This window comes from Desulfovulcanus sp., assembly GCF_982781345.1.
On sequence record NZ_CEYAEZ010000003.1, the window covers coordinates 1 to 15,650 of the forward strand.

Consider the following 15,650-nt stretch of genomic DNA (forward strand, 5'->3'; position numbering starts at 1 on the left):
AATAATATTCTATTGACTAACCCCATTATGCACAGCCCGCAAGCAAGCCTTAGATATGTCCAAGTCTTTGTTAACATTGAAGAAAATGCGCTCGCAAATTAACTCAGAAAGTTGAGTAAGTATACCTGATACCAATCACCCACCAAGCTTTTCACCCAAAATATAGGCATTCAAGGCGTTATTATAGCTATCCATAATTGAGTCATAAACCTTAATCTTTTTCCAGCGCAAGTACTGGTAATACTCATCTTCAATCCCATTACACAACACTACATTGATATCTTCCTTTAAGATCAGGGCACACAACTCTTCTGCTGAAGCATGAGGCATGACGATTGTCTTTTGGTTTCTGATTTTCTTGTGTTCATCCAGTTCAACAATAATCACTTCTGTAGCCAGGTCAAAACGTGGAGCGATATCGTGCTCAAATATGGGCATTAAAATCTTTTCCATGCTTTTAATCCAGATTATATTTTTTCATTTTTCGCCACAAAGTACTTCTGCCCCAGCCCAGCCTTTTGGCTGCCAAAGCTTTCTTCCCTCCAGCCTCAACCAGGGCCTTCAAGATCATCTCCTTTTCCATATCAGACCAGGTCTTTGCCTTTGCTTCTGCACAGGAGTTCGTACCAGAATCCACTAACGGAGGCTGGTTTAAGTTGTTAAGCGGACTAAGAGCCGGTTCACTGGATGAGCGCAAGTATGCAGGCAGGTGCTCAAGGCCTATCTGATTGCCATCACAAATAGCCAGAGCATATTCTACAATATTTCTAAGCTCTCGTACATTGCCGGGATAGGTATAATTTAACAGAACATTTAAAGCCTGGGGGGAAAATGTATGCACATCTTTTTTAAGTTCTTCACTAAACTGATTCAGAAAATGGTACAAAAGAAGGCGGACATCATCGCCTCGTTCCCTGAGCGGAGGCAGATGGACCCTGATCACATTCAATCTGAATAGCAGATCCTGCCTGAATGTCCCAAGCCTTACCATCTCCTCCAAATTTCTATGCGTAGCCGCAATAACCCGCACGTTGACCTGCACCCCCTTGGTACTGCCCAAGGGATAAATGACCTTATCATCTAAAAAGGTTAACAGTTTGACCTGCAGAGAAAGGGGTAAATCTCCAATTTCGGTCAAGAACAAAGTCCCATTATTGGCCAGCTTGAACCACCCAGGCTTATCCTGGGTAGCTCCGGTAAACGCCCCTTTCTTATGTCCGAAGAGTTCGGATTCTAACAAAGTTTCAGGCAGGGCCCCACAATTAACCTTAATAAAAGGCCCCTTGGCCCGAGGCGAATGCTGATGAATGGCTTCTGCCAAAAGGTCCTTTCCAGTACCGGTCTCACCGGTGATAAGCACAGACGAATCAGTCTGGCCAATTACCGGGACCAGATTGAAAACCTTCTGCATTTCCGGACAGTTACCCAGGATATTACCCAAAAATTCAGTACGTATCTCCTGCCTTCCTGCTCGCTTGATGGTCCTTAAATCTTCTACGACTTCAATATAACCTTGAGTTTCACCAGAGGCATCCACAAGACGGGCCAAAGTATGTCTAGTTTCGATTTTCTGACGATTATGGTCAATGATATTCCCTTCGAAAACAAGGCTTTCTCGTTCATTTTCCAATTGAGCCAAAAGACAGCCAATCATACACTGATTACCACGCAAAAAATGTGCACATTTTTTGCCCAAAACCTGTGAACGTTCAAAACCTGTCAGGCCTTCCATGGCCGAATTAATATACACAACACGCCTCTCTTTGGATAAGAGAACGACGCCTATGGGCAAATTATCCATCAAATGGACAAAACTTATTTTTTGGGGAAATACCCCGTGCACCCATGCGTTTGTTGAATTTATTATGCTCATCGAACTTGTTACCCCGCCATAAGGGGAATCGAGTTTACTGGGTTGAAATACCAGATAAGGTTAATCGATACTGGGCCTCCTACTCGTCCGTCTCGATTGACTCGCCCAACCTTTTAGCCTTCGACTCTCTATAAAAAACTATTCCCTGAGATGCTATCATGGCTATTTTGTTTCCCGGAAACTGAAACCTCTTGCCTATTCTTCTACTCTCAAAAGCGTCATCCAGTTGAAAAAGATTGTCCCCTAAAACTTGACCCGGCCCTAACTGGTCCAGAATCTTTTTATAAAGCCTGTATCTCAAAGCTTTATGCATCCCGGCTAACTCTGCACTTGAAACTATAATCTCCCCTCCATTTGTCTCAACCTTTATCCTCTCTAATTGTTCTTGCCAAAATTCCCGATCTATTCTTCCCATCTCCCAAAGGCGGGCGATTGTTTGAAATATATTTTTGTTTTCCTGCCTAAGTAAAGGTATAATTTTTAAACGCACTCTGTTGCGTAAAAAAGTCAGGTCCCAATTAGACTTGTCCTGGACATATTCCTGGTCCAACTCTCTTAAAAACTCAAGTAACTTTGTCTTTGGAGTAAGAAGAAGTGGCCTTAAGATTTTGCTCTCCTGGTCAAAGGCTTTCATGCCAGAGAGTCCTGGCCATCCTGCACCTCGCATAAGACGCATAAGCACATCCTCGGCCAAATCATCCAATTGATGGGCGGTGAGGATAAAGTCTGCTTCTAGTTTCCGGGCTAACCCTTGCAAAAACCTGTAGCGTATCTTTCGGCCTCCCTCCTCAATACCCAACCCCATTTTTTGAGCATAGACACCAACAAGACTTCGCCCAATGTATATTGGAATACCCAATTTCTGACAGGTTATTTTGGCCACTTGTTCATCATCCCTGGCTTCAGCTCTCAAACCATGATTTAAGTGGGCGGCAATTAAGTTATATTCTAGTCTTGAACTTAAAAAATGCATGACTCTAAGCAGGGCCATAGAATCAGGGCCAGCAGAAAAGGCCACTAGAAGAGTCTTTTCGTGGAGATCTATTTTCAGCTTGTACTGAATAAAATTTTGAATATTTAAGCAAAAATGGGCCCATTTAGGTGGCAAATCCTGTAGGCGATTATACTTCATGGATTTATTCTATTGGTTTAATTAACTCAATTTTCAGACTTAATTTTGAACATTCAAGGCTAATAGTTAAAGGTTATTTTTTATTAGTTACTCGTTGTTTCCTAAATAATCTTAATCGCGCATATTTTTATACAAAAAAAACAACTATTGGGGAATGTTTAAATGTATATAAAGAAAGATTTAAAGAAAACCAAAAAAGAGGAAATATTACCCAAAAGGTAGAAAACGCACTGAAAAAACATACCAAGTACCAAAATAAAAGCAAATGTCGCCAAATAGATAAGAAGCAGCGAACAAATTACTCTCAACCGCCTACCTGCTCCTCTAAACCGGGGAAGGCTAGGGTCTGCCGGTTGTTCTGTTCTTTGAGCACACCAAGTTTAGGTACAAAGATTGTTCAATTGGCTCCTTTGTATTTGTTATCAGATGCCCCCCACTCAACCACTACCCTACTCAACTTACTCAACCAAAGTGCAGCTATCAGATCCACACTTGTTATCTCACGCCCATTCGTCGCGCCAATATGTAAGGACGATTAAAAGAGAAAAGCTATCGATTCCAACAAGTCATTGTAAACGCCAGGAGGGACATATTTCGACCAAGCAAAGCAGACTATACTATCGAACAAAAAAATGGTGGCCTGAATCTATAGGTACCTATTGGCCTATTTAAAATCCAACTCTAATTTTTTCGCAACTTCAATAAATGATCTAAAACACTTAGCTTAATCTGTTGCCAAACCTACCTAGTATAAGACATATCAAAGTCAACCTCAAAAGCTTGCCTTCATCAAAACCTATAAAAGTAAGAAAAAAAATATATAATCTTGAGAGTTATTCTTCATTTGTCTCAACGTAATCTATGTGGTTTGCGATAGCCCCTAGCTAATCTGTCCTAATGACCTGGGAAAAAAATATTTTATATCATGTAGTTATCTGGCTCAAAAAAATCTATTCAACTCTAAAAGAAATAAAGTTTTTGAAAATTACGGGAAAAATCAACTTATTTTTTTGAAAATCTTTTAACTTGTTTTTTAGAATATCTTTACAAAGATATTTTAGTTGAGTAAAGTAAACTAAAAAAATATTAGGAGGACAGTATAGATGAGCTTTGTTTTAAAGGAAGAACAGGTGGAAAATCTAGAAAAAATTTTAAACAAAATTATTGATGAAGGAGGAGCGACATATGCCCTATTAACCGATACCGGAGGAAACTTACTTTGTAAGGTAGGTGAGAACTCAATTGACGGAACTTCCCTAGCTGTCCTATCTGCAGCAAATTATGCCGCGACAAAAGAAATAGCGTCGCTGATTGGGGAAAAAGAATTTTCCCTTCTATTTCATCGAGGACAAACAGAAAATATTCATTTTACAAGAGTAGCTCCGGATATTCTCTTGATTGTCCTGTTTAAACCATATTTGTCATTGGGGTTATTAAGGTTGAAAGTAAATAGTGTAAAAAATGAAATCAAAGACATTTTAAAGGTTTAATGATGGCAATTATAAATCTACGAGAAGGCATTATACAAGTAAAAATTGTATACTATGGGCCAGGTAGAAGTGGAAAAACAACAAATCTGGTATACACATATAACAAATTAAAAGAGAGAATAAAGAATAAGCTGTCTAGCAAGTTAATTACAATCAACACAAAAGGAGAAAGGACTTTGTTTTTTGATTTCTTTCCAATTGGATTGGGAAAGATAAAAGGTCTAGATTTAAAGTTACAATTATATACTACTCCAGGCCAGATTATTTATAACTCTACTCGCAAGTTAGTTTTGAAAGGTGTTGACGGAATAGTGTTTGTTGCAGATTCGCTCTCTTCTAGAAGAGAAGCTAATATCGAATCATTTAAAAATTTACAAGAGAATTTATCTTACTATAATCTTTCTTTATCTGAGGTTGCGATGGTTTTTCAGTGGAATAAAAGAGACTTGGCTGAAGAAGGAATTCCCATATTAGATATAGAGGTACTTGAGAAAGACTTAAATTCAGAACTAAATCTTCCGTCATTTCCTGCAAGTGCCTTACGAGGAGATAATGTTTTTAAAACTTTAAATGTTGCAGCCAAAATAACAGTTAAGTCTGTAATTCGCAAACTCTTAGGTTCTAATGGGGACGAGAAAATGGCCATTGGAGGATAAAATGCAAAAAAATGAGATAGAAAGCATTTCTTTGGAAGAATGGGAAAAGGAAATAAATGAAGGACTTTCTTTTTTAGAAAAAATTGTAGAGGTTGGAGATACACCTGAGGCCGAGGACGAAAATACAGATGATCTGAATTCGCAATTAAAGAGATTATTCCTAGAAAAGGAAAAAAGTTCTGGTCCTGAAATATTAGAAAAAATAAATAAGCTTGTTGCACAAGATGATGAAACAAAGATTTTTTTAAATATATTGCAAAACTTAGTTAAGGCTACCTTAAAAATTGATCCGATAAAAAACCTGGGCATTCAAATGACTGACTATTTATCACTTTTCTTAAAAAGCTCAAATATAAGTGAGAAAAAAAAAGTAGTCGATGAAATCTATAAAAAGTATTTAGATTTAACACCGAAATCCAAACATAACGTAACAATTAAAAATGATAGTCATCAGATAATTATCGACAAGATTACTCAAGTTTTAGAAAGCAAACTACATGAAATAAATATAAAGATCGAAGAAAATCAGCGGACTTTACATCAACTAGCTTTAGGAAACCTTAATCAAGGCAAAAATACAGAATCAGAAGTAGTTAAAGGAGCAGACGAAATTTCCGGCGAGTTTTATGTTTGTAAAATAGGCGACAATAAGTTTGCTTTGCCTAAAGAAAGTGTATTCAATATTTATAAAATATCTCCCAAAAAAGCAAAAAAAATGGCCCAAAAATCAATAATTCGCTTTAGCCAGCTAGGTAGCTTATTTTCTCCGATTACTAAAGGACTAAAAAACGAACTGAGTGAAAAAAATAAAAAAGAATTAAGCAAGTTGTTTTTGCATGTTTTAGATCCCTTATTTGCTACTACTGATAGTAACCATACTTACAACAAAGCAGTTCTTGTTAAACTACCGGATAAAGATAAACTAGGAGTAATTTTTGTAGAAAGTGTTTATTCAGACAAACCAATACAGGGAGAAATTATAGGAAACTCTGTTGATACATTGGTTGGAGAATATCAACTTTTTGACATTGGAAAAGCATGGGAAAAAAATCGATTAAATGGAGAAATAATATAATATGCTTAGAGGAAAATTAGACTCAGTTTCAATAGCAAGCATAATTCAGTTGTGCAACCAAGACCAAAAAAATGGAATCCTACAAATTTCGAAAAACGAAAATAAAATAGGAGAAATTTTTTTTAAGAACGGAGAAATAATTGCTGCTCGTATTGGGAAATTAAAAGGCATTGACGCGTTTAAAAAAATTTTTAATTTAAAAGAAGGCGATTTTGTTTTTCTAATAAAAAATTTTGATATAAAACCTGAAATAGACGTTAGCTGCGAGTTTTTACTTCTTGAAGCAATGAGTAAGCAAGATGAAGAAAAAAAGATTAAAGAAAATCTTTTTAACAAACTTAATAAAAAATATGATGTTAAAGAGATTCATTTAGTACCCGATAACTACGATTTAATATCCAGTTTAAGTACGATTGGAGATGAACTGGAGTCAGGAAACTTAGTCTGCGCATGGCTTCAGGATGATGATGAGACAAAAATGATTGTAAAGAAGACAAGCGAAAACGACTTTATTGAGTTTGACTTTAAAAAACAAACAATAATAGAAGATGCCTTTTGCGAGATAAAAAAGTTGTTAAAGGAGGTATAAATGATTCTGCCGCGCTTCAGAACGTATCATGAAAATTTAAACTTATATTATCTAAATCTAGAAAGTTACATGGAATTTTTGAAAAATGAACTTTTTAATGGATATATTCAAATTATTTCTGAAAATAACAAATATTTTATTTTTCTCACAATGGGAGAAGTTCTTAATTGTTTCCAAATAAATAAAAACAAAGTAAATACAATACAAATTTATAGCATTCTTGAAAATGTAAACAAGAACAATTTTCTTAATACTTATTCGTTAACAGACGAACAGCTAAACTTTTTTGTCAAAATATTCTTTTCTGAACCATTGTACAAAAACCTAACTACAGAATTTATTAATGTTGATAAGCTGTTGGACAAATTAAAAAAAGAAAATCACACCGGATGGCTAAAAACAGATATTAAAAAGAAAATAAAAGGATCATGCTATGTATATTTTAATAACGGAAGAATTATTGGGACATCTACATCATGGAATAAGTGGAAATTTAACGATAGCGAGAGAGCATTAAATGAAATAATCAACAATATTGAAAATGGTGTATTTTATGTCTATAAAATTAAGAATTTGAAAACAAGTCACAATGATGAGCAATTACTTAAGAACATTATAAACTTCTTTGAAGAATATATGTCATCTTTAGAAGAAAATATTGGTACAAATAAATTTTCTGTTTTGTGGAGAGAAAAAGCATTAAAAAAAGCAGATAAATATAAATTTCTGGACCCATTTGCTGATGAATTTGAATATAGTTCCGGGAAAATCAGAGTTTGGAATGGAGTTGAAATTAACGAATTGACAAGCGGACTAAAAGAATTGTGCTTGGATATAAATAAAGATTATGATTTTAGCAAAACAAAGAATGATAAAATCAAAATGATAACTTCCAAGTATAAACAAATTATAGATAAAATGGATTTAAAAGAACTTGTAACATATTGAAACAAGTGGATTAACTATGAAAGAAGTCCTGAAAGATATCGTAAAAATAGAACAGGTTAAGGCTGCTTGGATTATTAACAAAAAAAACTATTTAGAAGAGTTTGAAATACCAATCGACTTAAATACAAAGGATAAAGTACGAAATGAGTTAAAAAAGGTAATAGAGAAATTTTCCAATTACAAATCGATAGGATGTATTTTTGATAATGACTATTTAATTTGTCAAAATTATAAAGGTTACTGGATAATAGTATGGGCAAATAAAAGCAATCCATTCTCATATTTAAAAATGGAAATCGATATTTTGGTACAGGAAAGAATATCGAAAAAAAGTTTTAATTTCTTTAGAAAAATAAAATTATGGTAACCAACTAAAATGATCAACAATAATCGAGGTTCATATGAGAAAAGATTACGATAGAGAAGAGCTAGAAAAAAATATTCTCCTGGTTCCAAGGGAAGTTAATATCACTCTAAATGGAAAAGAATGGATAGTTATTGCATTAAGCCAAAGATTTAAGTCAATTAATGATATTTTAAAAAACATTAATTTCGACATAACTGAGCTGACAAAAATTCTAAAGTCGTTAGAAAAAAGGGGGGTTATAAAAATAATCTCGAAAGAGGCCGAAATAAGTGAAGGTTCTAAAAAATTGCCTACTTTATTTTGGAAGGCATTACAAACCGAGCTATCTACCATAATTGGCCCTATAGCAAGTACAGTTATCGAGGAAGAATTAGAAGAACTAAATGAGAATAAAGAAACTTTTACTTATCAAAAAGCAGCTGGTTTTATTGAAAAAATTTCCTTAGAAATTGATAACTCATCACAAAGAATGGTATTTCAAAAGAAGATGCTCGAAGTTTTAAAAAGATTGTAACAAGGAGGTTTAATCCGATGAGCTTAAAAATTAAATTTGTTATAATTTTCCTTTTAATTTCATTGCTTCCTTTGATTATTGCTGGAGGAGCCGGTTATTATCATATTAATGAGATTAGTAATTTATCCATTTCGCAGACCAGTAAAAGTCTAAAAGAAATGGCAGAGTTATTAGTAGAACAAAAATCAAACGATGTATCTAAAAATGTAGAGTTTTTGGTTAGGCGCTTCATGCAAGAAAATGACGATAACTTCGAGATTGAAGAATTACAATATGACCCTGATTTTAGTTCATTAACTATTCAAACAATAGGTAAAACAGGGTATACTTACTTAATTTTTAACAACAACGATAATTTTACAGTTTTTTTACATCCAAACCCAAAGTATATTGGCAATGATATAAAGTCAATACCAAACAGTATTGATTTTATAAGAACAATTAAAAACGTCAAATTAAAGCAAAAGACTGAAAAAGGATATTTCAAAATATTTAATAACGGTAAGGAAGAAAATATTTTCATGGTTATTACGCCAGTCCCGAATACATCATTTTTTGTTGTAGCACAAATTTCAACAGAAGAAGTTGAAGAGCCTGTAAGAAACCTAAATAAATCATTTCTGGATAAGCGAAAAGATTTTATAATTCAATATAATATTGGTGGAATTGCAACCGGTATGATTGTATTCTTAGTTGCGATTTTATTTGCGATAAGATTAGTCCGACCTATTGTTCACCTAACCGAGGTTGCAGAAAAAATTAGCTTAGGTGACCTAAAAGCTCCAATTGAAATTACATCGACTGATGAAATCGGAGACTTGGCCGATGCTTTAAGAAGAATGCAAGCAAGCTTACGAAAAGCTGTTCAGAGATTACAAAGACGAAGAAAAGGTATCTAAGAGGGAATAAATATGTATAAATTATTCAAATTGTTTGTTGCAGGTTTTATCTCATTCTTATTATTATCTTCAATTGCGCTTTCTCGAAATATCGATTTGTTAAGAATTAGTGATCCTGGTTTTGCCAAATTTGGAAAGTATAAAAAACCTCCTGTATTTTTTTCTCATGATACTCATGTTGATGAATATAAAATAAAGTGCCCAAGTTGTCATCATATATACAAAAATAGAAAAAATGTTTGGACCCCTGATCAAGAAGTACATAAATGTTCTGAATGCCATGGAAGTAGTAAAGCTGAACTTATTAATGCATATCATATGAAGTGCTGGGGTTGTCATAAAAGATTAAAGGAGGAATACTCTAAAGCTGACGTTCCAACATCAGATTGTAAGAGATGTCATATCCCCAAAAAAAATTTAAAAAGTGAAATGAAGAGAATTAAAGACAAAGTGCTTAATAAAGATTTAAAACTTTTTGAGGTTATTAACAAATTAGAGGTTAAAGGTTTTTATAAATAACTTATACGAAGATAACTAATGGTATGAGGTTTATCAATGGACAACAAAATTAATCTTCAAAACTTGGAAGAAGCAGCTTTTAATGCTATAGATGAAATATTCTCTGAAGAAGAAAAAAAAGACGACAATGTTGTACGTCTAGAAGAAAAAATTTTAGCTCTGGACTGGGAATTTTCTGAAAACGATTTTTTTGAGCTACGTGAAATCTTAAATTCATTAAAACAAACATATACCGACGATATAAATAGAACATTACTAACTATGATGGACAATATAGCAAAATTTGTAATGACTGCTAAAGAAAAATCTCCATCAAATTCTCTTGTTGTATTAGCCCAAATTGCAAAAGGATTTAAGGAAATAAATTTTAACAATTTAAATGCAACACAAAAAAAGGAAAAGCTAGGCAAAATATATAAGTTTTTTGCACAATTTAAAAATGATATTATTGCAAAAGCAAAAGAAGAAAATACAGCAAGCAAAACTAATGCATATAAAAAAGAAACAACAGAGAATAAAATAGAAGACAAAAAAGAACAATTTGATTATTCACAAGAAACAGCATTAGCACTTGATAAAAACATTTTTAATAATTACATGAAAAAATTGGAGGAAAGCATTAATGATATTAATAATAAAATATCAAACTTAGAATTTAACACAGAAATTTTTGCTCGTCTTGAGAATTTAGAAGAAAAGATCGATACAATATTATCTTTTATACACAAACTCAACGACAACAATTCATTTACAACAAAGATTAAAACAGACATTGAAGAAGAATATGACGGAAACAACATTGATAAAAATGAACATGAGACCAAAATTACAATTGATGATGAACGTACTGGAGAAGAATTAATAAAAGATACTGAAAATGATGACAGTGAATTTAAGAACGACGATATCATTCCATACGTATACGTTTTTCACTTAGATGATAAACTTGTAGCTTTTCCTTATGAATCTGTTTTAAATATCTACTCCATTTCAGATGAGAAAGCAAAAAAATTACTGAGTCTAGAGCAATTTAAATTAAAATATCTTAAAGGATTTATGAAAAAATTAAAGAAAAATATGCGGGGTAGCTTGCGCAAAAAAAAGGAAAAGGAGCTCAAGGAGCTTGTGGTTTTTTCCAAAAATATAAGCTTAGCTACTGAAAACACTAACTATTCCAATGCGTTACTTGTCGAATGTGGTGATAAATACAATGTCTTTTTTGTAGGCAAAGAATTGAGCTCAAAAGCTTATTTACCGATTAGCATTGAACAAAAAGACGAAAACGACATTATGGGGCATGTTGTAATTGAAGGCACAAAAAAAGCTTTTCTAATAAATCCCTGCCAGTAGAGTAAGGTGTAGAAATGAAAACTAATAATGTTTTAGACCAGACCTTATTCTCTTTAAAATTGAAGGAAGCAGAGATTTATTCTCAACATGGCTTACTGGATGAGGCAAAAACGATCTATTCCTCTTTACTGGCTGAAATAGAACAAATGCCTGCCACTAAAGAAGTTGAAATTCAAAAAAAATATCTAACAGAAGTTTATAATAAACTAAACAAAAAAGACAATAAGGATCATTTTGGTCAAAATAAAAATGCAAACAACAAATTTACCGTAGACGAAATTTACGAAAAGGCCTTAGCTTTTAAAGATCTAGGTCTATTTAAGGAAGCTTTAAATGAGTATAAAAATATTTTAAATGAAAATTTCAATTTTGAAGATGTAATTAACGGAATTATAGATTGTTATAAATCTCAAGGCCAAAGAGTAAAGGCAATAAACTTTCTAGAACAAATACTAAACAAAAATAACTTTACATTACAACAAAAGGATTTCATAAAATATAGATTATCAAAACTATACGAAGAAACAGGTTCCTATGCAAAATCTTTATTTTTCCTTCAGGATATCACAAACAAATCAAACTTTAAAGATTTAAACATTAAGATAAAATCAATTGCGTTAAGAGCCAAAGGCGGAACAAAATTTGATTATCTCTTACAACAAAATATAATTACAAAAGATAAACTGCAAGAAGCTATTTCTCTTTCAAAAAGAGAAAACAAGAGCATTGAATACGTATTGCTAAAAAAATTCGGGGTTTTAAAAAACGATTTAGCGGAGTCATTATCTCTATATTATGGTTGCCCTTTTTATTCATTTGATCAAAACATTTCTATTCCATCAGAGTTACTTAAAAATTTAAAATATGATTACCTGAAGTACAATCATTGGCTACCTATCAAAAAAAATGACAATCAGATTACAATTGTTATTGATAATCCTTATGACTTATTACGTGAAGATTTAATCAAAAAATTATATCCCAATAACGAAATCAACTTTTTAGTCGCCATCAAGGAAGATATTGAAAATTTTATAGATTTTTATTTTAAGCAAAACAATCAAAAAAATGAATATATAAAAAAAATAATAGATGAGTTAAACTTAGAATTTGAAGAAAACAATGAAGAAATTATTGAAAATGAAACCACGGTCCAGGATAGCAAAGTCGTACATTTTGTTAATCAAATGATAATTGATGCATGGCAAAGAAATGCATCTGACATTCATATTGAGCCTTCTCCTTCAAAAAACATAACAAATATAAGATTTCGTATCGATGGCGTTTGTCAGCCTTATGTTCAAATCCCAAATTCTTTTTCCAGGATTGTGATTTCAAGAATAAAAATCATGGCCAACCTAGATATTGCCGAAAAAAGATTGCCCTTGGATGGAAAAATTAAATTTAAACAAAGTGACAAAAAGCTACTTGAGCTTCGTGTGGCCACCCTGCCTACTTCTGGAAAGTATGAAGATGTTGTTATGCGCCTACTCCAAAGTGGAAAGCCTTTAAAACTTCATGAACTAGGGATGTCTGAGGAAAATTTAATTAAATTTAAAGAGATAATATCTCAACCATACGGTTTAATTCTAGTTGTTGGACCGACTGGCTCGGGCAAAACTACTACTTTGCATTCTGCGCTAGGATACATCAACACCCCCGAAAGAAAAATTTGGACTGCGGAGGACCCCATTGAAATCAGTCAAGAAGGACTACGTCAGGTTGAAATAAACTCAAAAATAGGTTTGACTTTTGCCAAAGTATTACGCTCCTTTTTAAGAGCTGATCCTGACGTAATTATGATCGGGGAAATGCGTGATGAAGAAACAGCATCTACTGGTGTGGAAGCCTCTTTAACAGGACATTTAGTATTATCAACTTTGCATACCAATAGTGCTCCTGAAACTGTATCGCGGCTTTTAGAAATGGATATTGATCCTTATAATTTTGCTGATTCTCTCTTAGGGGTCTTGTCACAGAGATTAGGAAGAAGACTGTGCGAGGAGTGTAAGGAAGCATATCATCCGGATGAAGAAGAATTTGAAGAAATTGTTAATGAATATGGCAAAGAATACTTTGATCGTCTAGAAATTAAATATACTAAAGATTTAATTTTGTATCGCCCCAAAGGATGTCCCGTTTGTGCTGGCACCGGATACAAAGGAAGGATAGGTTTTCATGAGTTACTCGTTAATAATGACGATATTAAAAACTTAATCAAAAAAAAAGCCCCTGCTGAGGAAATTAGAACCAAAGCCATAGCCGATGGTATGACCACCCTGAAGCAGGACGGCATTGCTAAAATTTTTCTAGGGTACACCGATATGAAAGAAGTAAGGCGTGTGTGTATGAAGTAGATCAAGATAACTAGATATTTTATTAAAGTTCAATTTTTAGATATTTGAATCGCCTAATAATTAGCCCAACATAAAATTTTTCATAATGCTCTTCAAAATCACAGGTGCCAACAAAAGATGCAAAACTCTCTTGGGCTAAATTTAATGCCCTGAGACTTGAGTGCATCTGTTCCCTAATCAATCAAGGATCGTCGTCTTTGACGAGGTCTTTGGTACCCACCAGCGGATAAAATTATGGGTAATACCGGCCGGGGCCGCCTCAACTCCCTGAAAACGGCGGTGGACAATTGGGAGTGACATAGGGACATACAAGAAACAATATGGCTGGTCGCGATGCAAAATCTCTTGTAAGCGATCATAAATTGCCTTTCTCTTTTCCTGATCAAATGTCCTGCGTCCCTTTTCCAAAAGCTCATCCACTTCTTTGTTTTTGTAACCAATAAAGTTTAAACCTCCAGAAGCTGTACGCGAAGAATGCCAGACATCATAAATATCCGGATCCTGAACAATATTCCAACCTAGAATCAAGGCCTCAAAACGCCTTTTGTGCACGAACTCTTGAATAAAAGTAGCCCACTCCACAGTCCTGATTTTAACCTTGATCCCTACCTGTTTGAGCCGTTGCTGAATAATTGTTGCAGCTTTAACCCGCAAGTCATTACCCTGATTGGTCAAAATAGTGAAAGAAAAGGGCCGGCCATTTTTATCAATAATTCCATCCCCATCATGATCGGTCCATCCCTCTTCAGCCAACATTTTTCTGGCTAAATCCGGCTCAAATACATAATCTTTTATTTTATCATTATAGACCCATGTCCCGGGTTTATACGGTCCTATCGTAGGCACGCCCTGGCCCAGAAGAACACCTTTAACAATCTCTTCTTTATTTATGGCGTGGGCCAAAGCCTGTCTGACCTTCACATCTTTGAAAAGCGGATGCTCCAGGTTATAACCAAGATAAGTGTAACTAAAAGATAGATACTTGTACTTCTTGAAATTATCTTCCCAGAACCGGCCCTTGGTCTGAAACAAAAATTGCTGAGGAGTAAGGCCCATCATATCCAGGTTTAGAGCTTTAAGCTCTAAAAACATTGTCGCGCTATCCGGAATAATCCTATAAACAACCTCACCTAAATAGGGACGGCCTTCAAAATAGTCCTCATTGGCTTTTAAAACTAACTTACGTCCGGGTTCCCACGCAGCCAACCTAAAAGGTCCTGCCCCCATAGGCTCACGACTATATCTGGTTTTTAATAAATCTTCCTTTTCCAGAATATGTTTGGGCAAAATAGAATTGGCCCAGGTGACCAGAGAACGGGCAAAAGGCTTGTCATAAACCACTTCAAAGGCATATTTATCTATCAACCTGAATTCTTTTATGGCTTTATAGTCTTCAGCATAGGCTGTAGGAGTTTTTGGATCAATCATTAAACGGTAGGTAAAGTAGACGTCTTCGGCAGTCAGCTCATGACCATCAAACCATTTAATACCAGGCCGGAGTTTAAAGTAAAGTTTTTTACCTTGTTCAAGTACCTTAAACTCCTGAGCTGCCCATGGTTTAAGTTGGATATTTTTATCATATTTCAAAGGGGCTACATAAATTAGATCAGCAACCTCATGAGAGGCACTATCCGTGGCCAAGGGTGGAATAAGATTGCTTGGTTCACCACTTATGCCCAAAATAATTCTGCCTCCAAATTCTGGAGTTACCGGAATATGCTTCTGCTCTTTTTTGGGGAGGTAAACTTTATTATCTTCTTCATCTCGGTCCACTTTGCTTTCAGAACATCCAAGCACCAAAAAAATAAAACAAAAAACGACTAAAAAAGATTTTTTAAACATACATCCTTCCTTAACCTACTAATTTTATTAACAGGAAAA

15 protein-coding genes are annotated in these 15,650 nt (G+C 34.1%); 11 read left to right on the top strand and 4 right to left on the bottom strand.

Going from position 1 to position 15,650, the window contains the following annotated elements; translation table 11 throughout:
* Positions 1–135 precede the first annotated feature (135 nt).
* From AC3WVG_RS00770 to tilS, 3 genes are all read right to left on the bottom strand, one after another.
* The gene (locus AC3WVG_RS00770; RefSeq protein WP_488796270.1) at positions 136–453 is read right to left on the bottom strand and encodes a NifB/NifX family molybdenum-iron cluster-binding protein; all 318 of its coding nucleotides are present in this window, start codon (positions 451–453) and stop codon (positions 136–138) included.
* Positions 454–457: 4 nt separating this feature from the next.
* A complete protein-coding gene (locus AC3WVG_RS00775) occupies positions 458–1,873 on the bottom strand; it encodes a sigma-54 interaction domain-containing protein (protein ID WP_488796271.1) in 1,416 nt (471 codons plus the stop codon).
* Positions 1,874–1,952: 79 nt separating this feature from the next.
* Positions 1,953–3,005, bottom strand: a complete 1,053-nt coding sequence (gene tilS / locus AC3WVG_RS00780; protein WP_488796272.1) for a tRNA lysidine(34) synthetase TilS — start codon at positions 3,003–3,005, stop codon at positions 1,953–1,955.
* A gap of 1,103 nt (positions 3,006–4,108) precedes the next feature.
* Here tilS and AC3WVG_RS00785 point away from each other — a divergent pair.
* From AC3WVG_RS00785 to AC3WVG_RS00835, 11 genes are read left to right on the top strand one after another with little or no spacing between them, the layout of a single operon-like run.
* The gene (locus tag AC3WVG_RS00785; protein WP_488796273.1) at positions 4,109–4,495 is read left to right on the top strand and encodes a roadblock/LC7 domain-containing protein; all 387 of its coding nucleotides are present in this window, start codon (positions 4,109–4,111) and stop codon (positions 4,493–4,495) included.
* Positions 4,495–5,151, top strand: coding sequence for a GTP-binding protein (locus AC3WVG_RS00790; protein WP_488796274.1), 657 nt, complete (start codon positions 4,495–4,497; stop codon positions 5,149–5,151). Before AC3WVG_RS00785 ends, AC3WVG_RS00790 begins: the two co-directional genes overlap by 1 nt.
* 1 nt (position 5,152) lies before the next feature.
* Positions 5,153–6,226, top strand: a complete 1,074-nt coding sequence (locus tag AC3WVG_RS00795; RefSeq protein WP_488796275.1) for a hypothetical protein — start codon at positions 5,153–5,155, stop codon at positions 6,224–6,226.
* Position 6,227: 1 nt separating this feature from the next.
* Positions 6,228–6,815, top strand: coding sequence for a DUF4388 domain-containing protein (locus AC3WVG_RS00800; protein WP_488796276.1), 588 nt, complete (start codon positions 6,228–6,230; stop codon positions 6,813–6,815).
* Entirely contained in the window at positions 6,816–7,763 is a 948-nt protein-coding gene (locus AC3WVG_RS00805; RefSeq protein WP_488796277.1) for a DUF2226 domain-containing protein, read from the top strand.
* 16 nt (positions 7,764–7,779) lie between these two features.
* On the top strand, positions 7,780–8,130 hold the full coding sequence (locus AC3WVG_RS00810) for a hypothetical protein (RefSeq protein WP_488796278.1): 351 nt from the start codon (positions 7,780–7,782) through the stop codon (positions 8,128–8,130).
* Positions 8,131–8,164: 34 nt separating this feature from the next.
* Entirely contained in the window at positions 8,165–8,644 is a 480-nt protein-coding gene (locus AC3WVG_RS00815; RefSeq protein ID WP_488796279.1) for a DUF8082 domain-containing protein, read from the top strand.
* Between the two features lie 17 nt (positions 8,645–8,661).
* Positions 8,662–9,543: a HAMP domain-containing protein gene (locus AC3WVG_RS00820; protein ID WP_488796280.1), complete on the top strand. Its 882-nt coding sequence runs from the start codon at positions 8,662–8,664 to the stop codon at positions 9,541–9,543.
* 12 nt (positions 9,544–9,555) lie between these two features.
* Positions 9,556–10,062, top strand: coding sequence for a cytochrome c3 family protein (locus AC3WVG_RS00825; RefSeq protein ID WP_488796281.1), 507 nt, complete (start codon positions 9,556–9,558; stop codon positions 10,060–10,062).
* 36 nt (positions 10,063–10,098) lie between these two features.
* Entirely contained in the window at positions 10,099–11,412 is a 1,314-nt protein-coding gene (locus AC3WVG_RS00830) for a hypothetical protein (protein WP_488796282.1), read from the top strand.
* A gap of 14 nt (positions 11,413–11,426) precedes the next feature.
* On the top strand, positions 11,427–13,769 hold the full coding sequence (locus AC3WVG_RS00835) for an ATPase, T2SS/T4P/T4SS family (RefSeq protein ID WP_488796283.1): 2,343 nt from the start codon (positions 11,427–11,429) through the stop codon (positions 13,767–13,769).
* Positions 13,770–13,946: 177 nt separating this feature from the next.
* On the opposite strand, the gene AC3WVG_RS00840 is transcribed toward AC3WVG_RS00835, so the two are convergent.
* Entirely contained in the window at positions 13,947–15,611 is a 1,665-nt protein-coding gene (locus tag AC3WVG_RS00840) for a peptide-binding protein (RefSeq protein ID WP_488796284.1), read from the bottom strand.
* Positions 15,612–15,650: the final 39 nt, after the last annotated feature.